General features: G+C 41.2%; 16 protein-coding genes. 9 read left to right on the top strand and 7 right to left on the bottom strand.

Going from position 1 to position 23,784, the window contains the following annotated elements; all coding sequences use genetic code 11:
- Positions 1-4 precede the first annotated feature (4 nt).
- The 4 genes from ACL8WY_RS16240 (at position 5) to ACL8WY_RS16225 (ending at position 4,601) form a co-directional block, all read left to right on the top strand.
- Entirely contained in the window at positions 5-1,006 is a 1,002-nt protein-coding gene (locus ACL8WY_RS16240) for a hypothetical protein (RefSeq protein ID WP_436515807.1), read from the top strand.
- A 240-nt stretch (positions 1,007-1,246) separates the two neighbouring features.
- Positions 1,247-3,865 carry an ABC transporter permease gene (locus tag ACL8WY_RS16235; RefSeq protein WP_436515806.1) on the top strand — a complete coding sequence of 873 codons (2,619 nt, stop codon included), beginning with the start codon at positions 1,247-1,249 and terminating at the stop codon, positions 3,863-3,865.
- Positions 3,866-3,881: 16 nt separating this feature from the next.
- Positions 3,882-4,211, top strand: coding sequence for a PadR family transcriptional regulator (locus ACL8WY_RS16230; protein ID WP_436515805.1), 330 nt, complete (start codon positions 3,882-3,884; stop codon positions 4,209-4,211).
- Positions 4,212-4,601, top strand: a complete 390-nt coding sequence (locus ACL8WY_RS16225) for a hypothetical protein (RefSeq protein WP_436515804.1) — start codon at positions 4,212-4,214, stop codon at positions 4,599-4,601. It abuts the gene before it with no gap.
- A gap of 143 nt (positions 4,602-4,744) precedes the next feature.
- Here the strand turns inward: ACL8WY_RS16225 and ppk1 are convergent, their stop codons facing one another.
- Entirely contained in the window at positions 4,745-6,844 is a 2,100-nt protein-coding gene (gene ppk1, locus ACL8WY_RS16220) for a polyphosphate kinase 1 (RefSeq protein ID WP_436515803.1), read from the bottom strand.
- Between the two features lie 65 nt (positions 6,845-6,909).
- Positions 6,910-7,848, bottom strand: a complete 939-nt coding sequence (mdh, locus tag ACL8WY_RS16215; protein WP_436515802.1) for a malate dehydrogenase — start codon at positions 7,846-7,848, stop codon at positions 6,910-6,912.
- Between the two features lie 261 nt (positions 7,849-8,109).
- Here mdh and ACL8WY_RS16210 point away from each other — a divergent pair, with 261 nt between their 5' ends.
- On the top strand, positions 8,110-8,661 hold the full coding sequence (locus tag ACL8WY_RS16210) for a hypothetical protein (RefSeq protein WP_436515801.1): 552 nt from the start codon (positions 8,110-8,112) through the stop codon (positions 8,659-8,661).
- An 8-nt stretch (positions 8,662-8,669) separates the two neighbouring features.
- Here ACL8WY_RS16210 and ACL8WY_RS16205 read toward each other — a convergent pair whose 3' ends face one another.
- Positions 8,670-9,503, bottom strand: coding sequence for an ion transporter (locus tag ACL8WY_RS16205; RefSeq protein WP_436515800.1), 834 nt, complete (start codon positions 9,501-9,503; stop codon positions 8,670-8,672).
- Positions 9,504-9,581: 78 nt separating this feature from the next.
- Positions 9,582-11,015 carry an NADP-dependent isocitrate dehydrogenase gene (locus ACL8WY_RS16200; RefSeq protein WP_436518071.1) on the bottom strand — a complete coding sequence of 478 codons (1,434 nt, stop codon included), beginning with the start codon at positions 11,013-11,015 and terminating at the stop codon, positions 9,582-9,584.
- A gap of 195 nt (positions 11,016-11,210) precedes the next feature.
- Here ACL8WY_RS16200 and ACL8WY_RS16195 point away from each other — a divergent pair, with 195 nt between their 5' ends.
- Together ACL8WY_RS16195 and ACL8WY_RS16190 are read left to right on the top strand one after the other, a co-directional pair.
- Positions 11,211-11,543 (top strand): PadR family transcriptional regulator, encoded by a 333-nt coding sequence (locus tag ACL8WY_RS16195; protein ID WP_436515799.1) that lies wholly within the window; start codon positions 11,211-11,213, stop codon positions 11,541-11,543.
- The gene (locus ACL8WY_RS16190; protein ID WP_436515798.1) at positions 11,544-14,201 is read left to right on the top strand and encodes an ABC transporter permease; all 2,658 of its coding nucleotides are present in this window, start codon (positions 11,544-11,546) and stop codon (positions 14,199-14,201) included.
- Here the strand turns inward: ACL8WY_RS16190 and ACL8WY_RS16185 are convergent, their stop codons facing one another.
- Entirely contained in the window at positions 14,202-19,442 is a 5,241-nt protein-coding gene (locus tag ACL8WY_RS16185) for a T9SS type A sorting domain-containing protein (RefSeq protein ID WP_436515797.1), read from the bottom strand.
- On the opposite strand from ACL8WY_RS16185, the gene ACL8WY_RS16180 reads away from it, so the two are divergent.
- Positions 19,423-19,680 carry a hypothetical protein gene (locus ACL8WY_RS16180; RefSeq protein ID WP_436515796.1) on the top strand — a complete coding sequence of 86 codons (258 nt, stop codon included), beginning with the start codon at positions 19,423-19,425 and terminating at the stop codon, positions 19,678-19,680. The genes ACL8WY_RS16185 and ACL8WY_RS16180 overlap by 20 nt on opposite strands.
- Here the strand turns inward: ACL8WY_RS16180 and ACL8WY_RS16175 are convergent.
- Complete coding sequence (locus ACL8WY_RS16175; protein ID WP_436515795.1) at positions 19,677-20,726, bottom strand: endonuclease/exonuclease/phosphatase family protein; 1,050 nt, start codon at positions 20,724-20,726, stop codon at positions 19,677-19,679. The genes ACL8WY_RS16180 and ACL8WY_RS16175 overlap by 4 nt on opposite strands.
- A gap of 301 nt (positions 20,727-21,027) precedes the next feature.
- Here ACL8WY_RS16175 and ACL8WY_RS16170 point away from each other — a divergent pair, with 301 nt between their 5' ends.
- A complete protein-coding gene (locus ACL8WY_RS16170) occupies positions 21,028-22,137 on the top strand; it encodes a serine hydrolase domain-containing protein (RefSeq protein ID WP_436515794.1) in 1,110 nt (369 codons plus the stop codon).
- 38 nt (positions 22,138-22,175) lie between these two features.
- Here ACL8WY_RS16170 and ACL8WY_RS16165 read toward each other — a convergent pair whose 3' ends face one another.
- Complete coding sequence (locus ACL8WY_RS16165; protein WP_436515793.1) at positions 22,176-23,660, bottom strand: dihydrolipoyl dehydrogenase family protein; 1,485 nt, start codon at positions 23,658-23,660, stop codon at positions 22,176-22,178.
- Positions 23,661-23,784 lie beyond the last annotated feature (124 nt).

The following is a 23,784-nucleotide window of genomic DNA, read 5'->3' as shown; positions in this document are numbered from 1 at the left end:
TACTATGAAAACTAAAAAATCAATAATTGCCTTGCTTTGGATAGCTGTTGCTGTGCTTGCCTGGTCGTGTAGTGAAGATGCTGATCCAATAAATCCAGATCAGGAAAATATTGTCGCTGAAAACTTGCTGGTAAATTCCAACTCGGCACTCAACAGACTAAAAAGTAATGGTATTGGTGGTCCAATGGGCGCTCTTTTCGGAAACTTTCAAAATGGACAAAGTGGAAGATCTGCTGCATCTCCACTGGCTATGTATCGAGGAAGAACTGCTTCAGATTCTACAGACACAGAACCTACATGCCTTACCCAAACCTGGGAAGATGATGGAAATGGAAACTACACCTACACATTGGATTTTGGTGACGGATGTGATTATTATGGTGAATTCTTAAAAGGCAAATTGGTTGAAAAAGGATCGTATTCAGAATCCGGATTTAGTGCGACAGCTACTTACACCAATTTTGGTGGGCATGACTGGACCATAGATGGTACACATAGCTATAGTGGAACCTGGGAAGAAATTGATGGAACCTCAGAACAGGCAGATACTTCCGATTATTATTACAATGCAAGCTATCAGTTTAATGCAGATCTAAAAACCAGTTACATGGAATATGGTCACGATTCCACAAGTGAAGTTTCTACGGGTGAAAGACTAATTGAAGTCGCTTATGTGGCACAGGGAGCTGAAGAAGTAGATCAGGATGGGTATACGGTCAATAGCAGATCAGAATCTATCACAGTTAGCACAGGAGAATCATTCAGCTCGCAAGTAGATATTCCATTGTTTTACGATTTCGATTGTGAAGAAGATGGAACCTGGATTTATGTGAGTGGTCAAGAGTCCGGAAGCTATACAGTAGGAGATCAAACTGGCACGTATAGCATCAACTATGGAGATGGTGCATGTGACAACATTGTAACCGTAACAGAGAATGGCGTTTCAGAAGAAGTAGATCTTGGTGAAATCTGGGATGATTGGGAAGAAGAATGTGGGGATAGATAAAATATAAAGATAATACTCAGGTTAATTGAAAAGAGCCCGTGGAGTTTCTCCAGGGCTCTTTGTTTTTTATACTGAAATATCACGAAGCACTAACTCAAATAACAATTTATTGTTTTTTGTTATCAATTTCTACAAAAACGAAACATATCAATACCGTCTTCGTTCATACAATTCGTAATTCAATTTCTACAAATACGAAAGATTTAGTAACCTTACCGGTATTGAGGAGTATTTAGCGACATGAACGATAACAAAATCAAACCACCTGGTTGGATTCAAAAATTAGTAAGTCGATACTGTGAACCCTATTTATTTGAGGGCATTTCCGGAGATCTGGAGGAATTATTCTTTGAAAATGTAGAATTGAAAGGTCCTAGAAAAGCCAAGATAATTTACCTGTTTCAGGCGATTGGTTTTTTTAGGATGAGATTCAAAAAACAATCTAAAAGAGTATCAAATATGAAAGCAATCTGGTCCAACTATCTCCTCACATCTTTTCGTTCACTTAAGCGGCATAAGTCCTTTTTTGCTATCAACCTGATCGGGTTAATCACCGCAATAACCTGCTCACTCTTTGCACTTATTTATGTGTACGATGAGCTACAATTTGATAAGCAACACAGCGATGTTGACAAAACCTACAGACTTTATAAGCATTATGTAAATCCTGCTGAGAATATAGATCACCTTACCTATGAAACTTCCGGGATGATGGGGCCGACTATGACGGACGAGTACGCTGAAGTACAGGAATACATTAGAGTATGTCCATGGTTTTCTAAGGCTATCATCTCTTTTAATGAAAACAATTTTGGAACCGAAAATCTATATTTTGCCGACTCAACCTTCTTCGACTTTTTTGACTTTCCACTTCTCAAGGGTGATCCATCTACGGTGTTGACTGCACCTTCTTCCATTGTCATTAGTGAATCTTTAGCCAAAGCAATTTTTGCTGATCAAAATCCGATTGGGCAAGTGGTGGTTGGGCTTCATGATCTGAATTACACGGTCACTGGTGTTTTTGCCGATGTGGAAAGGAGCTCTTCGATGCAATTTGATGCGCTCATATCCTGGAGCACCACGGTTCCAAATGTTGGCCCTTTAGCCTATCGGTGGATGAATAACTGGCTCAGTCAAGGCATCTTCACCTTTGTGAAACTTTCGGAAGGAACTTCCCCAGAGGGCGTAGAAGAAAAACTACCGGACATGATGAACATGCACTTCGAGGAACGTGCAGAAAATTACTTCCTTCAGCTCATGCCTCTCAAAAAAATGTACTTGTACGGAGACAATATTAGAGATGGCCGGAGCATGAAGGCTGGCAGTATCACATTTGTCTACACACTTAGCTTTTCTGCATTGCTCGTCTTTCTTATTGCCAGTGTGAATTACATCAACATCATGCTATCAAGAGCTACCGAGACACATACAGAAGTGGGTGTACGTAAGGTGATGGGATCGACAAGAAGGCAGCTGGTGGGAAGATTTGTAGCCGAGACATTCATCAGCACATCTATCGCAACCATTGTAAGCATTGTACTACTAGTTATCATCATTCCTCAAACCAATCCATTGCTAGGCAAAGAGCTAGCTATATCCGCTCTATTCCAGCCTTTAGTGGTTGGCGCAGCTATCGGTTTCATCCTTACCATAAGTATTTTTGTTGGGTTATATCCAGCAATTGTTATTTCCTCACCTCCTATTTCTTCCATTTTGCAAGGCTCGTCATCGGTTGGTTCCACAGGCTGGTTCAGAAAGATTTTACTGACTTTCCAGTACGCCTTTTCAATTTTCCTGATTGTCTGCACCATCGTGGTAATCAAGCAAACCAATTACTTGAAAAACAAGCCCTTAGGTTTTGATAAAGAACAAGTGATGGTAATCGACGTGAATAATGAATTAGACCAAAAAATTGATGTATTTGAAGCCGAACTATTGAAGAACCCCAACATCCAGCTAATCTCTACATCGCGCTCTGCTATTGGCTCCGGCACCTTCTCTACTACAGTGTTTCCTGAAGGATATACGGATGAAGTAACCACACGAATTTTTGGAGTAGATCAGGACTTCTTTGACACCTATGGAATGGAGCTTAATTACGGTAGAACCTTCTTCAAAAAATCGTTGGCTGACTCCAATAACCTGGTAGTCAATCAGGCAATGGTAGATCACCTAGGATGGGAAGATCCAATTGGCAAACACATTCGATTCAGTTCCGATGGTCAGCCAGCAACCATCATCGGTGTGGTTGATGATTTTCATTACGGTTCATTGGCCACTGCGACCATCGAACCAACCATATTGTACCTGAACACCGTTACAATTTGGAATTCATCTGTTAAGATATCCGGCGCCAATAAGCGTGAAACGATTGCGTATATTTTGGATGTATGGGACAATCTTGCCAGCCGAACTCCCATCGATTTTTACTTTGTAGATGAGTGGTTTGACAGACAGTATCAAAAAGAAACTCAATTATTGGGCATGTCAACGATCTATTCAATCATAAGTATACTACTTTGTGCATTGGGTCTATATGGATTGACCGCCCTACTCTTGCAGCAAAAACAAAAGGAAATAAGTATTAGAAAAGTTCTTGGTGCTTCGGTATCATCCATTGTGTCTTTAGTAAATCGACAATTTGTAGTGATCATTTTAATAAGTTTTGCCATCGCGACTCCTCTGGCCTACTACCTTATCAACCAGTGGTTAGATGCTTTTGTCTACAAAATCTCAATGGACCTTTTTGCATTCGGAATTGCAGGGATAATTACACTGTTGATTAGTGTGAGTATCGTTAGCACACTTTCTATGCGTACAGCAAATACGAATCCATCCAAAACCTTAAGTAGAGAATAATAAATCAATAACGATTATGAAGGGAACAAATCTTGGTGAACTAGAAGAGCTAATCATGCTAACAGTTGCGTTGCTTTACGACGAAGCATATGGGGTAGCCATTCAGAAAGAGATTAAGAAAAGGTGTAACAGGACCATAACAATTAGTACGGTCCATGCGGCACTTGCCAGACTTCAAAACAAGGGTTATGTCGATTCAAGATATGCAGGTGCTACTCCGGAAAGAGGCGGAAGAAGAAAACATTTGTTTCAGGTAACAAAGTCTGGCCAAAAGGTGTTGGAACAAGTGAAGGAACAACGCAATGCTATATGGGATGCAATACCCGGAATGGCATTCAACAATTAGATGATATTCGACACCTCCTATTCTGACAAAGAGACTACACGAAAAATAGATCTGGCTGTCGGGCGATCATTTTCATGGCAAGAACGGTTGAAAATGGGCGGTATCGGTTCCCGGCGGATGACCATCAATGGAATAAGCGATGAATACAAATCATACCTGAACGCCGAACATTATATCTCTACAGCCAACATTGAACTTCGACCAAAAGGAATCATCCTCCATTTTCGACATAAACTCCAGGCCTACTCCTGGATCATGCCATACAGTTCATTAAATATCCAATTCAGCAAGATCCTAAGATTGGAAGCTGATGGACACTACATACAATTCGACGATCCTAAAAACGATCGCTTCATTGATCGCATGATCAAGCTTCGAAAGGAATTTTGAAATTTCTAAATGCTTTCGTTTAAACAATTACTATTTCCGGTGGTTATGATCGTAATAAACTGATAAAGAAAGAATACGGATTACCCGTAAAAGAATGAGTAGTGTTGGTTAGTGATGATAGGCCCGCCGAAAGGTGGGCTTTTTTATTCAAACAACTTTACTTTCATGATGGACTCGCGCTTCACCTTGTAAAATTCCTGGTGAATATCAAATGGAGATTGACCGTTTGGTTCTAGATGCACGTATGATCCATCCTCCTTCATTTCATACGTATTTACATTGTCTTTCAGATTGAACGCCAGAATATTGATTGATTGCTGCTTCAATAAGGGGTCTGATATAATAAACAAAGACTCCAACCGTCTATCGAATGAGCGTACCATCATATCCGCACTCCCGCAATAAACTTTTGGATCTCCTTCATTATGAAAGTAGAAAATACGTGAGTGTTCCAGGTATTCTCCAACAACAGACCGAACAGAAATATTTTCACTTAAGCCTTCTCTTCCGGGTCTTAAACAACAGATTCCACGCACAATCAATTTTATGGGAACCCCTGCTTTTGAGGCCTCATAGAGTGACAAGATCACATCTTTATCTTGCAGCGAATTCAGCTTAATAACAATACCACTTGATTTTCCTGCTACAGCATTTTCACGCTCTCTATCTATCAATGTAATCAAGCCCTTACGCATGTGTGTTGGAGCGGTAATGAGATTATCATACGCCTCAGGCATAGAATGACCGGTAATTACATTGAAGAACTCCTGCACATCATTGGCATATGACTCATCGGAGGTCAACAAGCTGAGGTCTGTATACAGCTTAGCTGTCGCTTCATTGTAGTTTCCACTACTCATGTGCACAAAGCGATTCACTTTTTCCTTTTCCTTTCTTACAATAAGGAGAAGTTTGGTGTGAGTCTTCAAAGAACCTACACCATAGATCACGAAACAGCCAGCTTTTTGCAGCTTCAGCGCTTGCTTCATATTGTTTTCTTCATCGAATCGGGCCTTCACTTCAAAGAGCACAGAAACGTGCTTCCCATTCTCTGCTGCCTGCAATAAGGCATCTACTACCCGGCTGTTTTTCGCCAGGCGATAAATAGTAAGCTTGATCGACAATACGTGCGGATCATCAGCAGCTTGTTCCAGGAGGTCCAGCAATGGCTCAATCGTATTGTATGGATGATGTAAAAGAATATCGCGATCCTTCAAAATCTTAAACATGTCCTGATGCTCTATATCAGACATACTTATTGGAGGTGCTGATTTTGGTCGCACAGGAAGAAATGATATAAAGTCTTCATGATTTACAATCTGCCAAAGGCAGGTAAAGTCAATCAGCGATCCCTGTGGTGTCACTTTAATATTCTCACTACCAATCTCATAGCGCTTTTTCAGCTGCTTGATCAACCACGGATCGGCCTCCTCCTCTACTTCCATTCGTACCACCCGACCCGTTTTTCTTGTCTTCAGCTTCTTCTTCATCTCCTCCAGGAAGTTCGCTTCAATATCCTCTGACTCCTCCAGCGTGAAGTCTCCGTTTCTCGTGACACGAAACAATGAACTGGAAAGGATATCCACGTTCTTGAAAACGTGATCCAGGTGTTGCTGTACTATTTTTTCGATCGGCACGAAGATTACTTTATCCTTTTCATTAATCTCAAAAAAGCGAGGCAAGTTTTGAGGCAGTTGGATAAAAGACATTTTCTTCTTTTCTCTTGACTTCAATGCCTTCGTGACTACCCCGAAAATCAGGATGTTGTTCACCAGAATAGGAAAGGAATGGTATGGATCAAATACCATTGGAGTAAGCATTGGGAAGATTGTCTTTTCAAAATACTTACTTGCCAACTTTTGCTCTTTTTCGTTGAGCTCGGCATAACCCTTGATTTCGAACTGGTGCTTCTGGAAACTTGATTTAAGGTCGAGAAAAAGTTGATTTTGCTGCTTCCCAAACTCTTTCAATCCTGAGAGAAGTTCGTTCTTGAATGGGATAACCTGAAGTCCTGAATAATCTACCCGATCATTGCCGTAATCCAGGTAGTTATACAAACTACCCACACGAATCATATTAAACTCATCAGCATTGCTGGAAGTGATGGCCAAAAACTTGAGTTTTTCAAACAAGTTTCGCTTTTCCTTCCGTGCCTGATCAAGTACACGATGATTGAACTGCAGCCAGCTCAAATCCCGACTGATCAGATCACTCTTACCGATGAGTTCTTTCGTGTGTTCCATTTGATTAAAAAAATCGACCTGCCTTTTTCAATAAAAGACAGGTCAGTAATTATCTCTAATTATCCTTAGATAATATTCATCTCAGACAGGATACCATTTGTCTTGCTAACCGCTGCTGCGCTTTCTTCAAGCTTTGTTTTCTCAGCACCATCCAGCTCTATTTCCACGATCTGCTCAACTCCATTTTTGCCAATGACAGCAGGTACGCCAATAGCCAAATCATTTAAACCATATTCACCTTCCAGCATGCATGAGCACGGGAACATTTTCTTTGTGTCACAAGCAATTGCCTGAACCATCGCAGAAACTGCTGCACCTGGTGCATACCAAGCTGAAGTACCTAGTAGCTTAGTAAGAGTCGCTCCGCCCACCTTAGTTTCTTCCAAGACGTAATTAAGCTTGTCCTCACTCAAGAACTTGGAAACCGGCACACTATTTCTGGTAGCTAAGCGAGTCAAAGGAATCATACCCGTATCGCTATGTCCGCCAATCACCATACCATCTACATCAGATGCGGGGCAATCGAGTGCTTCAGAAAGTCTGTATTTGAAACGCGCAGAGTCAAGAGCTCCACCCATACCGATGATGCGGTGCTTAGGAAGACCTAATGCTTTGTGCGCCAGGTAAGTCATGGTGTCCATTGGGTTTGATACCACGATGATGATCACGTTTGGAGAATGCTTGATTAAGTTCTCAGCTACAGACTTAACAATTCCAGCATTGGTAGAAATCAGCTCTTCACGTGTCATTCCAGGCTTACGAGGAATGCCTGAAGTGATAACCGCTACATCACTATTAGCTGTTTTTGAGTAATCATTGGTTGTGCCGGTGATTTTGGTATCAAATCCATTCAAAGATGCAGTTTGCATCAAGTCCATGGCCTTACCTTCAGCAAAACCTTCTTTGATATCAATAAGTACAACTTCCGCTGCAAAATCTTTGATTGCGATGTATTCGGCACAACTTGCACCTACGGCTCCAGCTCCTACTACAGTTACTTTCATAATATTTATCTGTTTTTAAAGGTCATATGGAATTCGCAATGAAAAATTCATTTGTGACGAAGTAAGGCTCACTTTGAATTTTTCACACTCATTTCATGATCTATTTTGTTTATGAATTGGGATTAATTTTTTCAAGCGCAAAAGTAGTGATTTGAAGCGAGAAAATCGATTCCTCGAAATTTTGAATGGCTCCTTAAGTTCATGTTTCAGTAATCCAAATATGATTATTTTTATTTGCTCAATTCGTTACTTACCAACATCATGAATGAACAATTTCAACTGGAAGAATACCGCAGACTCACATCAGAAATTGAAAACAATGCAAAACGAATTTTTCAAATTATTTCAGTGGTATTAACCTTTTCCATTGGCATAATCAGTTTGGCGTTTAGCAAAAACCTTCACTTTCTTCTTCCGCTATCTATTCACTTGATTTTGCTTAGTGCATTACAGCTCCTTTCAACACAACTTCACAGTACATTCCGTATTAGCACTTATTTATCTCTTGTCTATGAAACAAAAGCAAACGGCATATCGTGGGAAAGCGACATGATTCAATATCGAAAAATTGAAGCTAAAAAAACCAGATATTTTATATCCATTTTTTTACTCTTTCTTATACAGGCAATTATTTCTCATACGCTTTCCGTATGGATTTTCTTACAGCAGGAGCATCACACCACCTTCGAAATAATCACTCTATCATCAATTACCATTGTAGTGGCAGTCAGTTATATCATATCAAATAAAGCAATTCATAATGCAACAAACATGCAAGACCACATCGATCACTGGAAGTCACTGGGTAAATAGTCACTTACTCATTGCTGAATTACTTTGATTTCCTCCAGTTGACTTTGAATGTGTCTTAGCTGCTCTTGAAGCTTTCTATTCTCTTCTGAGACGAAATCCTTTATGTGTTCTTCTTCTTCTTTCAAATCTTTCAGCGATACTTCATTCATTGTATTGACCACAATGGCAATGAAGATATTGAGTGTGGTGTAGGTGGCTATAAGTATGAACGTAATAAAATACACGCCTGCAAACGGAACTCCATCCATTACCGGTCGGGCGATAGCAGAAGACCAACTTTCCAGCGTCATTATTTGAAAGAGTGTGAAAATAGCCTTGCTCATGTCTCCGAAGTACTTAGGATAGAGGTCTCCAAAAAGGTTGACTCCAATAACAGAGAATACATAAAACACGATCCCGAGCAAAACAGCTATCCATCCAATGCTGGGAAGTGATTTCACCAACGACTCTATGATAAGTCTCAACTTAGGAATACTTCGTAGTATTCGAAGAGTTCGTACGATTCTTAAGGCTCTAAAGACCGAGAATGATCCAGCCGCGGGAACTAATGAAATAGCCACCACGAGGAAGTCGAAGACATTCCAGGAGTTCTTAAAAAAGCCTATTCGGTAAACGAAAATCTTTAGGAAGATTTCAATTGAAAATAGTACCAAAATAGTCAGATCTATCACATCAATGATTCTGCCATAGCTCACCATGATCGCCTCGGAAGTTTCTAACCCGATCAAAATAGAGTTGACAATTATGATTGAGGTAATGACGGTCTGAAAGACTTGGGATTCAAAGAAGACTCTTAAACTATCTCTTAATGTTCCGGCGTATGATATGGTCAGAAGATGCATTTGGGGGATGGGTGATGTTTAAAAAAAGGAGAGTGTCCTTATTGGAAACACCCTCCTACTACTCTACTACAACTATCTTTATTGTCCTTGCCCAAGTGAGTAACCTCTTACTCCATCGAACTCGTACAAGTTTTCTGTTTTTATAACATCGATTCCTTCGCTCAATGCTTTTGTAAGCACTTGAGGAATGCTCTCTTTCATGGCAGGATGTCCATTTTCCACTTCGAAGCGACATCTCCAATGATCCGTACAGAAAGTCTCTTCGAATCCTTCTGGCCATACTTTCACACCTCGATTGGTAATCATGCTGAGTTTAATATCTACTTCAAGGTTCTTAAGCTTCATCGCTAAATCATCTACTTTGCCTCCATCCCAGTCAACGAACACATCTACCCCTTTAAGCACTTTGTCTGCCTTGGCTTTACGCTTATAGGTTGGCAAATTCAGCTTGACATTTTTTGCATATGTCACAGGCTTGATTTGCGTTGGTTTCTTACCTAAGCGTTCAATTACCGCATCTGCGAATTCTTTCGTTCCAACAAGTTTTTTACTCACATCTTCTTTATAGATGTCTGCAGTATGGATACCTTCTTCAAGTGCACACGCCCAAGCGTTCGTTACTTTTTCTGCTATATCCTGCTGCCCAATATGGTTGAGCATCATCACTGCACCTCTTAATAACCCGGAAGGGTTCGCAATGTTTTGTCCTGCTATATCAGGCGCCGACCCATGAATTGCTTCGAACATGGCACATGTCGCACCAATGTTAGAAGAACCAGCAAGTCCAACAGACCCGGAGATCTGTGCAGTGATATCTGACACAACATCACCGTAAAGGTTTGGCATCACAACCAAATCAAACATCTCTGGTGTATCCGCAAGCCTTGCCGCTCCAATATCTATGATCCAGTTGTCTGACTCAATCTCGGGGTATTCAACTGCAATTTCTTTGAATACACGATGGAACAATCCATCGGTATGTTTCATTATGTTGTCCTTTGTGAAACAGCTCACTTTCTTACGCTTATAAAGTTTTGCATACTCAAAAGCGTATCGCACAATCTTCTCACATCCCGGACGTGTGATCAGCTTAAGACACTGTACCACCTCATCCGTCTGCTGATGCTCAATGCCTGCGTAAAGATCTTCTTCATTTTCCCTGATCACCACTACATCCATCTCGGGATGCTTCGTTTTTACAAAAGGGTGAAAGCTATTGCAAGGCCGAACATTTGCATACAGACCTAACGACTTTCTCATGGTTACATTTAAGCTCTTGTAACCGCCACCTTGCGGAGTAGTGATTGGTGCTTTCAAGAAAATCTTATTTTTCCTAATGCTGTCCCAAGCAGATTTATTAATTCCGCTTGTGTTGCCTGACAGGTAGACTTGCTCACCCACTTTAATCTCCTCCCAATCAATTCGAGCTCCTGCCTCATTTAAGATTCTGAGGGTGGCATCCATGATCTCCGGACCAATTCCATCTCCTTTAGCGAAAGTTACTTTTTGCATCATGTTGTTTTTTGGGTTTAGACGCAAAACAAGTAAAGTATGTTCATAAATTTTTATTTATATTTTTTATGTAAAGCATAAATATTAGTTATGTATTAATTCACAAAGGACAACATATCACTTCAAATAGAACTTTTCAGCATTACTATAACAAAGTATATACAAATACGTATAACTTTGACAAAATGTATAGAAATGAAAAAAGAATACCTTGGAGAATTTGAAGAACTGGTACTCACCATGGTGGCAATGCTGGGGGAAAATGCCTACGGCAATGCGATTGTGGATGAGATTCACGAAAAGATAGGTCGCGAGGTAAACCTCAGCGCCGTACATGTGACACTCTATCGCATGGAAGATAAGGGCTACGTTACTTCAGAGATGGGTGGCGCTTCCAATATGCGTGGTGGTCGTAGAAAAAGGATTTTCAGTGTTTCCAATGCTGGCTTGCAGATGTTACAAACTTTGAAAGAGCAACGTCAGCAGCTTTGGTCACTCATCCCTGATCTAAAATTCTCTAGCATCTAGATGGAGCCGCCAAAGTGGATCATTCGGATGATAAACTTCTATTGCCCACCACAACTCGCTGAAAGTGTAATCGGTGACATCTGGGAGCAATACCTGAAGGACGAAACCAGGTTTTCAAAGTTTAAATCAAATAGACGATTGCTTTGGAATGCCTTACGATTCTTCCGTCCGGGAATTCTAGTAAGGAACTCAAAAACACAACTCATAAATACTGCTATGCTTCGAATTAATCTACTTCTTGCGCTTCGCAACATGCGCAAATACAAGTTTTATTCGCTCATCAATATCCTCGGATTGGCCTTGAGCCTAATGTTTGGTCTTCTCGTATTCTTCTATGTACAAAATGCCATCCAGCATGATTCCTTTCATGCTGAGCATGAGTCCATCTTTCGCTTTACCAAGCAAATTCGAAACAGAGATACCAATGAATTGCTTTCCTGGAATAACACGGCAGGAAGTCAGCTAGCTACCGACCTGAGGAATGAAATACCCTCTATCGAACGAATCAGCAGATTGATATCGGGCTCTGGTTATGTCAAGAAAGGTTCTGAAACATTTTCAGAGAAAGTGATGCTTGTAGATTCAGATTTCTTTGACATCTTCTCTTTTCCGATTATCGAAGGCGACAAAAAAACTCCTCTAACCAATATTTCCCAGGTAGTCCTAAGTCCTCCGATGGCAGAAAAGTATTTTGGGGTAGCTGACCCAATTGGTAAGCAATTGGAGATTACGGTAGGAAATGATTCGTATCAATTCATTGTTTCCGCAGTGGCTGACCCAATTGAGGAATTGAATAGCCTTCCATTCGATATGATCATACATATCGATCATTTGAAAAATTTGATCCCCGATCCGAGTTTCTTAACAGGGTATGATGTTTCATATCTTGAGACTTACCTGAAATTAAATCCTCAAGAAAATGTAGCTGAACTTGAGTTGCTGCTAACGGAAACTTTTGAACGCCTGGCTCAAATACCGGAGGAAGCAGATAAAACAGTGATTAAACTTCAGCCTATTAGCAAGCTCTATTGGTGGAGTAATGAGTTTGCACAAGATGGAGAAGCTATCACGCATAACCCTGACTATGTCTATATCCTGATTGGTCTTTCGTTGCTGGTCATCGTAATTGCCGTACTCAACTTTATCATGCTAACAAGCAGTCAGTCACTGAACCGGATCAAGGAATTTGGAATCAGAAAAACCATGGGCGCATTTAAGCGACAGCTAGCCTCTCAGCTTTTGCTAGAGGTTTTAATATTGGCATTGGCGGCCGGAGTTATCGCATTGGTTGCTACCTATTATTTCATACCGGTATTTAATAGCCTCGCAAACGCGAAGTTAAACTTTCACCTATCCGGCGAGCTCTTTGGATTTATCCTCATTCTCATCAGTGTCATTTCAATCATTTCCAGCTTAATTTCTTCCGGCGTGATTTTACGTTTGAAAACTACGAGCGCTTTGAAAGGCACCTTATCTGTTGGCGGAAGTAGTCTCACTCGAAACCTGATGGTCGTTATTCAATTCACCTTCTGTGTAGGTCTAATCATAGGGACCATCGTGTTTAAAAATCAGATGAGTTATGTAAGCAACAAGTCACTTGGCTTTGAAAAAAATCAGCTTGTGGAAGTAGAACTTCCTCAAAATCTGGACGCAAAAGATGCCATCGTTGCATATGAAACGTTAAGCAATGAGTTGAAATCCAATCCAATTGTTGTGAGTACGGCAGCTACCATGACTACCATGTCGGTAGTTCGCTGGACGGTCTTCACTTTCGAACAACAAGATGAATCTAAGCTGAAATTCAATTTTAACCTCGTAACCTCAGACTATATCAGTACGATGGGACTGGAATTAATAGCCGGAAGAGATTTTAGGGAAGATGATACAGGGAAAGCGATTATTGTAAACGAATCCCTTGTGAAGGAAATGGGCTGGAAAGATCCGCTAGGCAAGCAGATTCCAGGGAAAGACTTTACCAAAAGCCATGAGATCATTGGAGTAGTGAAGGATTTCAATTTCAACTCACTCCATAGTGATGTGGCACCATTGATCTTAGTTACCAACATTGATTATATAATGGAAGGGTTGACAGGAATTTCTTCATATGTATGGCCTCCACAATTGTTTACCACTGTGATCAAAGTGGCTCCCGGAAATGCCGGGCGTCTTGCAGACGAGATACATGCTGCCTGGCAAAAAACAATGAGCGATCTTCCATTCGAAATGAAGTATGTCAATGATATCCTGAACGAAAAGTATAAGGAAGAAAAGCGATATAGTTCCATGATTAACTATGCAGCGGGATTCTCTCTATTCATTGCCTGGTTGGGATTATTGGCTTTGACAAGATTGGTCATTCAAAAAAGATTCAAGGAGATGGGCATACGTAAGGTGCTTGGCTCTTCCTCGCTTAATATCATTCTTTTGGTCGCCAGGAAATTCGTTCTTTTGATTGGCCTGGCTACACTCCTCGCCTCTCCGATTGCCTGGTGGCTGCTAAAGGATTGGCTCAGCGACTTTGCATATAAGGTAGATTTGAATCCATTGATATTTCTACTTTCCGGCTTGGCTGTAATCGGTGTTACTTTTATTTCCATCAGCATCCAATCCCTGAGAATCTCGAATATCAATCCTTCAGAAGCGCTGAGGATGGAGTAATTATTGAACTACAATTTTCCCTTTAAAGACACTACCATCAATCATTTCAAGCCTAATAACATACTGTCCTTTAAATAAATCTGAAATTTGAATTTTGGATGACTCTATTGATTTGAAGGTTTTATGGATTTTACCATTCAAATCATAGAAAATTAATTGCTTTAGGTAGCTGGCTTCTATTCCTTCTATCTCAATGAAATCTGTGGCTGGATTTGGGTATGCCAATATCCGTACATTGGATAAATCGGGAGAAACCAGAATGATCGGTGAATACTCGAAGGTTCCATCATAATCGACCATCTTGAGCCTGTAATAGTGGATGCCTATTTTAACATTTGCATCTGTGAATCTGTAGTCAAGCCTTTCATTACTATTCCCATGGGAGGCAACTCGTCCAATTTCGCTAAACGCTATTCCATCTCCACTATATTCGACTGCAAAGTAGTTTGAGTTTACTTCCGACATGGTAGACCAACTGAGCATAATATCTCGATCCACTTTTGTACCAATGAAATCTACCAGCTCAACCGGAAGTGGATTTGCAGATGCGTCTGTTGAGTATATGGAAAACTCACTAAAACTAGTCGTTGAAGCTGTAATGACATATGGGTCAGAACCCGCAGCTGAAACAAGTGTCATCACAGTCCAATCTGAACCGTCAAATCTGGTCATACCCAGTTCAGAAGGATCGGTTGCATTGTCTCCTGAACTGATTTGTAATGCCACATTGGTGGTTCCCGGAGGGCCGCCCGCTGAAACATCTATATCCCAGTATCTGAAGTTAAGCACACTCTCTATTGTACCTGCCGGATTACCACTGGCATCTCCTATCAAATTGGTAATATCAGGATTGGTAGCTCCTCCTCCTGTTGGAGTCGCTTCAGCTATATGAGCAACCTGAAATGTGGTGGTGGTTGTAGGTGTCAAAGTTGCAGGACGATATGCGCCTTCATCGCCAACTTCAAAAGTAAAGCTCGTAGCTCCTGTAACCGACGATTGAATTCTACCTTCAAAATGAGTGTCCGAATCATAGGAAGAACCATTCACTGTGGTAGGGAGTATGAAGACAGGATCATCATCTTTATCACCATCCTCCTGATCAATATCAAAAACTCCGTCGGTCATAGTGAGGGAGTTATCAATAGTAATGGTATTGTTTAACACACCAAGGTTTCCCCCGTTCAATGTAACGTCATCAATGGTGGTTCCTGAGGCTGGAGATATAGTTACATTTTTCGATACGGTTAGTGTTTCGGCATAATCAGCTAGCAATATGGAAATAGTCCCGTTAGCATTGACTAGGTCATGCCCTTCTTGAATTCTATCACCGGAAGATTGATCACCGGAAGACGTAACTGTTAACGCATCAAAGTCTGCTTGAAAACCATCAACTAATAAATCAGTATCTGTTCCGGACTCCAGGAAAGGTGTAAAATCAATATCTGCTGGGGTAAAGTCAATAAGCGAAAGGATTGTGGCATTATCTGTATCTCCCAGCCAATTGCCGGACATATCTATCGATCCTGTTGTTCCTGTCTGGATATCTGCTAAAAGTCCTGTAGCGTTTCCATTGTTGTCCAGACTATTCCCAGCGGCCGTGATCGTTCCTTGTTGCTGTGAAATGAGTAGTGTGGCTGTTCCTGTTGCAGGATTGGTCAGCGCACTACTTTGTAGGTCTACCGTACTCTGTGCGAATACGCTTATCGCAGACCCGGCACCGGCACCTGGATTTGATCCATTTGACGTCAACGTACAAGTAGACACATTGGAGAGTGCGTTCCTTCCTCGAGTATAGATTCCTCTATTTAGATTATCGTGAATATTTGAGTTCGTAATATCTGCGGTGATTCCAATGCCATCATCATCGGTACCAAGGAATGGCCCTGTCGCTTGAAAATCTGCAATATAAATAGCTGAATAGTCGGTTCCTGTGTTTCCGATACCGGAGATATCTACACTGTCAATAGATACAATAATATCATCTGTAGCTGTAGCTGCTCCTGTAACAAAAACATAAATTCCTGCCTGCGTATCGGGCTGTGTTAAATCCGCATCCGGATCTACAAACCCAGACATGGTCACATTGTCGATAGAAACATTGCTCGGACCAAAAACACCAAGTCCATTGGTATTATTTATCTCTATCCCTTTCGTGCAGCCTGTATAGTTTCCCCCATAAATGGTTACTGTTGGAGTGGCATTAAGCGCATATCCAAAAAATCCATATGAAGCTGTTTGAACATCATTATCCGTAAAATCAGCATCGGCGGTTCCGGTAATACTTTGTGCATTAATACCAACACTTGGATTGGTTGCATTCAATGGATCTTCAAGATTAAGCATCTCTATTCCATTGCCAGAAATGGTCAATGCACCTGAGGAAATTCCTGTGACTGACATCCCTGCTGAATTAGCAAATATGATATTGTTGGAAGCATTTAAACCTGTAAAGCCTGTGTTAGAAATAGCTACCGTATGATTGGAAGTAGCATTGTCGGTACCAAACTGAAATCCATCAATAGTGATGTCCACAGCACCTACCGTAATTCCAATATTTGCGCTGGCTGGCTCTATAATAGATTCTGCACTGCGAGTACCTGAACTTGCAATTCCCTGATTCGCACCATTTAGTGTTAGCGATTTTGCAAGGGTTAAATTCTCCGGATAAGTTCCTGCATTTACATGAATTGTACCGCTCGCATCGACCAATCCTACTGCCTCTTCTATTCGACCTGTAGCTCCGGTTTGAGCGCCTGAAACTCCAACCATCAGGCTGCTGAAGTCACCCTGAAATCCGTCTGTTCCAAGATCCGTATCAGTTCCTAATGCGAGCCAAGGCGTGAAATCATTAGAACCGACAGCAGCGTCGATTGTGGCTTCTACCGTGGTGTTAAAATAATTGCCAGAAAGATTTATACCAGCAGTTTCAGCAATGAAGCCATTACCATTATCATCAAGACTACAATCGCTGACAGTCAAAGTACCTGCAGTAGAAATATGAAGACCCGATACGTAGTAGTTGGAAGGTATGTCTTCTGCTGAGCTCAAAGTCGCAGGATTGGTAATAAAACAATTAGAAACAGTTGTTGCTGATCCTTCTCTGGCTATTACGCTAAAACCTGGATTTCCTGACAAAGCATGCGGATCGAAACCATTTCCGTTAATCAAAGTCTGAGAGATATTTGTGACTGCATCCTCTCCCCGTGTATATATACCCCGATTTGAATTGTCGTGAATGTTACTATTTGTAATCGTTGCGTCTATTCCCGCTCCATTACTGGCGGTGGGAAAATCCCCAATGATAATTCCGGAATTATTGGAAGCACCATTGCCCACTCCAGAAATATCCAGATTATCCATGGTGATGATAATGTCATCAGATGCTGTTCCACCGGCCGCTACCACATATACACCCACTTCGGTATCCGGATTTAAAACATCTCCGTCGGTGATAAAACCTGACATGGTAAGGTTTTGAATCGTTAAGGTGGATGGACTAAAACCACCTCCCCCATCTGTATTTATTGGGATTATTCCTGCCGTACATCCAGTATAAGTTCCCCCATCAATTATTGCTTCCGTACTTGAAGTCAATGCATAAGTGGATATTCCAATTCCAGCATTAGCAATATCATTATTTGTAATATCTGCGTCAGCATCTCCTGAAATTGTTGAAAGTATCATTCCTATACTACCATTTGTAGCATTGGTGGCATCCTCCACTGCTAGCATCGAAACAAGATTGTCTGTAATTAAGACCGAGCCGGTAGATGAGCCCACAACCGAAATTCCTGTGCTATTCGCAAAAACAATATTATTGGTAATTGAGATCGCTCCACTTACTGTTGCCGAAATACCATTAGTGGCGTTGGAACTAGATGCATCAGTACCAACCTGAATTCCATCAATCGTTACGTCATCAGCACTGATTGTGATAGCTGTAGAAGTTGCTCCCGGATCAACTTGTGATTCCAAGGCCCTTGCACCATTTCCAGTCGTCCCCTGGTTGGCTCCATTGAGTGTAAGTGATTTTGAGATGGTAAGGTTTTCTGAATATGAACCACCGGCCACCGTGACTGTACCTGTGGTAAGTGCAAGATCTATTCCCGATTGGATAAGCTGCTTCGGATCGCCAACTGTGCCAAGACCTGTATCATCCGATGCAGTCGCATCTACAAAAACGTTCATCAATCCATTTTCTGTTCCAAGAGTGGAAACCACTCCCTGAAAGTCTGTTGCATCAACGTCTGTATCCGAAGCATTGCTAATTCTTGCAACCGACTCGTCTGCAACTGAACTTCCAAAGCTATTAGGTGCACCATCATCGACAGCATCTCCTTCCTCATTGTCACCTATCTCCACATCGTCTACCATAGTCCCATCTGCATCAAATAGTTGAATATAAACGTCGGTATTCAAATCATTACTACCGTCCGGATTGCCCAATATCAAATAGTCTCCTATCGCGGTTTGTGTAAAGTCCCCGCTACCGACGTAGTTCACAACATCAAAAGCTCCAGTGGATGACAGATCGCCGGTAAAAGCTCCATCACTGTCGCTTATGTTAAAGGTCCACTTGGTGAGGTTTAGACTATCAGTTCCGATATACAATTCGATCCATTCATCTACTGCTGAAATTGTGCCACCTCCATCTGTTCCATCAAATCCATTGGTACTCCAATCGGTGCGTGGATTCGTTACCACCTCATTAATCAAAACAGTTCCGGTGGGAGAATTGGTTATTCCTAAGGTGGCTCGTGTTTTTACAAAATCATCTACCTCTACATCTGTATCCTGCCCATTTGGAATACGACAAACAGATTCATCGGTCGCATCGTTGGAACTCCCGGTGAACATGGTACCGGATGCTGAGGCAATAATGACTTGATCAATGAGCGTAGCGGTATTGTCACGCAATACGACCGTCACACTTTGATTGATTGCGCCAGTTGTCATTTCGCCCAGAACAATGTAGTCACCTGCGTCAGTATTCGTGAATGTACCTCCGGTTTCGGAGATGTAATTCATTATTGTAAATGCTCCTCCGGCAGCAATCGTCCCTGATTCGTCTGTCCCGTCATTTAGTTCGATGGTCCATCCGGTAAGATCCAGGCCATTGGCGTTAATGTAGAGCTCAATCCAATCATCGTCGGAATTAATCGTGCCTCCTCCATCGGTACCGTCGAAACCATTGGTACTCCAATCAAGCTGAGGGTCTGTGATGACCTCATTAATAAGCACCTGGGACATTATAGGAGATGAAAAAAGAGAGAAAATAAGTAATGTAAATCCGACACGAAATACCGAAAGTCTAGCGGTAAATAAAGACGGAATTGCATCACTTAAGCTGGTGAGAATAAGTGAAACCATAACTGTGGTGAGTTTATATACAGTCAAAATACTGAAAATCAACCAGAAGTCTAAATTTCTGGTGTTAAGAAATTGCGATGTAGACCAAATGTCTATTGTATATTTCTAGATGTCTACCTTGTTTAACTTCTCCTCCGCTTCATCCAGATCATCGTGAGTAGCATGCTCTTTGGAAGCTACGGCGTGTACGGATGGATTTAATGTCACATCAACCAAAATCGGATAATGGTCGGAATGAAAATTGGAAAGTCGATCCAGCTTGGCTATTCGAAAGTGATGGCTAAAAAAGAAGTGATCCAATGGCCACCTCATCAATGGTCTTCCAGCATGAAAAGTGTTGAAGAACCCTCTCCCCATACGCGGATCCAACAAACCACTGAGGCGCATAAACAACCGGGTAGTATGTGACCATGCCACATCATTCATATCTCCAGCCACAATCACGGGTAATTCATTTTTTTGTACGGACCTTCCTATCATTACCAGCTCAGCGTCTCGAGGAGTTGAGTCTTCATTTTCACCTGGCGCGGGTGGTTTGGGATGCAGGCCGTAAAACTGTATAATCTCACCGTCTGTAAGTTCTATTTTGGTATGTATGGACGGGACATCTTCTTCGATCAAAAACTGAATGGAGCTATCCACCAATTTAAGTTTCGAGTATAGCATCATTCCATAAGTGTTATCAATGGGCTTCAAAACTTTGTATGGAAACACCTTGCTTAACTCTTCATCAATTCCATCCTTCCAATTAGAATCGACCTCAACAAGAAATAAAACATCCGGGTTGTGCTTATCAATCATTTCAAGGCATCCATGGTAATCATGATTGGACATCAAGACATTGGCTGATATGAATCGGATCCTTGTAGTTCCATTTTCGCTCCACGGAATAGTTGGTCGCTTCAGTTTAGTATATGGATAAATCACAGTCAGGCGATATATGAATAGTGCGATGGTCATTCCACAGATGAATCCTTCCATCCGACCTGTTGGCTGATAAAGTAGACTCCAGCCGATCAAACATAAAAGCCCCAAGACGGTAAACTGAACATACGGAAAGTCAAATCCTCGTATCCACCATTCCTCCCTTTTAGATAATGGAGCCAACGCTGAAATAATAAAGACGGCACTGAGAATGATGAGAAGGATCTTCATTGCTGTGAAATTAAGCCATGGAAATCAAAAAGAAATTATTAGTGTATAATCGTTAAGACGAATATTTATCCAAAAATTATCCTTCTAAATCAGGATATTAAGCTACCTAACACTTAATAATCTTCTGATAATCAAGATATAATCAACATAATCAGAATTATAGTTTATAAATCACCGTAACGAAAAGAGGTAAATAAATTAAACTCTAATATTGATCTTAGAAATTGAACAGCTTTTAACTGATTGTTGCAAAACAATAAAGAAACGATGATCAGACTTTGTTGTCTTTAAACCAAGCAAAATGGAATTCATCAAAAAGTTTATCATCTTCTTCTTATCACCATTAGTATTTCTAATCAGCTTTAATGCTATTTCTCAAAGTAAGAATCAAAAGGTTTTAAATTTTCTTAAAAGTGAAATGAAGGAAAATGGTATTCCTGGATTACAGGTAGCTGTTGTTCAAAATAATGAACTAATCCTGTGCGAATCGTTAGGGCTATCAAATGTTCCTTTTTCAGTACAAACCGAAAAGAATACGATATTCTCAATAAATTCAATTGCCAAAATTTTCACATCGACTGCCATTATGCAACTGGCAGAAAAGGGGAAACTTCAGATTAGAGATCAAATTTCAATTCACCTTAATGACCTACCAACAAGTTGGCAAAAGGTTACCATAGAGCAATTATTAAGTCATACGTCTGGTCTTCCGGATATTGAAGATCCAAATACAGGAGACTTGATTGGAGGCAAAGGAATAGACCTGGCATGGGAGGAAGTCAAAAAAATGTCTTTTCAATTTAATCCAGGAGATGAGTTCAGCTACAACGCTACCAATTACTTGTTGCTGGAGAAAATTATAGAAAAAATAAGCGGTATGGATTTCGAAAAATTTATTAAGCAAACACAATTCAAAGTTGCTGGAATGGACATGACATTTTATGGAAACTCATCAGAAGTAGTAGATAACAGAAGCCCAACATATAGCTTTTACTATTTTGACAAAACACTCAATGATTACGTCTTAGGGGACCGACTTCTTGAAGTTTACGAAGAGTTTCCGATTAAAGCTGATGCCGGTGCATTTAGTACGGCAGAAGAAGTTGCGCAATGGATCATATCGCTGCAAATCGGGGAATTTTTGAGCAGACAGAGTATCAATAAAATGTGGAACCCTGTAAAATTAAATAGCGGTGAATATGGAGGTTTCGGAGGACTTTTAAATGCTTATGCATTCGGCTGGCCTGTAATAAAACGTGAAAAGCATTATGGGATATCAGCATTTGGAGGTGGAAGAGCTTCGGTAACCATTTACCCAGAAGACAACTTATCTATTATTCTCTTTACCAACTTATCGGGATTACCAACTTTCGAAATCACTGAGAATATTTCAGAATTTTACCTGGACTAAGACGCTACCAATAATACTGGCTCCAAGTTTCTAAACTGCTACCCACTCACCAAATCTTTATAGCTCTTGCCATCCCACACCTGACACCTGATGGCATCTCTCAATACGCGTGGCTTGAATAGTGGCTTACCCATAAGTATTCGTCCACATTCCTGAATGCCTTCGATGATGGAAGGATGCGGGTGGATTAACTCAGCCAACTCTTTGATGCTTTTATCCTGAGATATTAACAACGCTACGGCCTGTATGGCGCTGGAAGCATGCTCACCAACCACACGCATGCCTAAGATATTCATGTCATCATCGTTGGTTACAAGCACTTTGATAAATCCTTCTGTATTCCGCATGGCGATGGCACGAGGAATTGTTCCGTAGTTGAGACTGACTGTTTTGTATTGTAATCCGGCTTGCTGTGCCTGAATCTCATTCATGCCTACTCCGGCTATTTCGGGATCCAGAAACATGATCGTTGATATGTTCTTATAGATCAGCGGTTGTTCCGGCTTACCAAAAATCCGCTCGATGGCATAGCGACCTTCCAGCTCACCTACATTCACCAAAGAAATATCTGCGGTGATGTCTCCTACTGCATAAATATTGGATACGGAGGTTTGCGTAAGATCGTCCTTGATGCCCCGGTTATCGACTTCTACACCGAGACCTTCATCCAGCAGTTGGTCGTATTGTGGTACTCTTCCAATAGAAATAAGTCCTTTTTCAACTCTGAAGCTTTCTTTGGTCCCATCGTTATATTCCAGGATATATACGACCTCATCCTCATCTACCTTCATCTCTATGAGTTTCGAGTTTCTGTGAATAAGCACGCCTTTTGCCTCCAGGTTCTTCTCTATGACCTTCACGACATCTGTATCTTCAAATGGAAGGATCCGATCTCCTTTATCAATCAGGTGAACTTTGGTATGACCAAAATTCGAGAAGATGGTTGCAAACTCACACCCAATCACTCCTGCTCCTACAATCACGATGGATTTAGGGAATTTGGTCAGATTGCTAAGTCCATCAGAAGTAAAGACATTTTCTTCATCTATTGGAAGATGAGGAAGCTTGCGAGGCACACTCCCGGTAGCCAGCACGATATAATCCGCCTTGAGCGTCTGATTCTGACCATTCCCCGAAACCTCAATCGTGTTTTTATCTTTTACCCGGCCTATGCCATGGATGTATTCAAATAACTCTTCCTTGTACCCAAGATTGATGTTTTCCATGTGATGAGAAAGCAGGTTCACGCGTTCATTAACAGCTGCAGAAACTTCACCTTTCACCTTCTCAAAACTGAACTCGGTGCTTCCAAGATTAAGCGCATTTCCATGCAGGTTAATCATACGCGCTTCCCTCGAGATCTCCCACCAGGTTTTACTCCAAAGAGCTCCTTGATGGATTCCGGCTCCACCGAGTTTATCTTTTTCTATGAGTGCTACACTTTTCCCGAAATCGATGGCTCTCATGGCTGCTGCGTATCCTGCAGGGCCGCCACCTATGACACAGACGTCAAATTTCTTCATTTGGCTAGGCGATTGTTTCCCTAAAGATAAGAATTTGAGGGATTTAACCAGCTAATAGAAATTTTGAAGGTCGTATAAAGCAAAAAGGGTGAAAAATCATGATTGATTTTCACCCTTTTAATAC

It is taken from the genome of Ekhidna algicida (assembly GCF_051379705.1).
Classification (GTDB): domain Bacteria; phylum Bacteroidota; class Bacteroidia; order Cytophagales; family Cyclobacteriaceae; genus Ekhidna.
The sequence above is the reverse complement of the archived record's forward strand: the minus strand, read 5'-3'. Positions and strand labels throughout refer to the sequence as shown.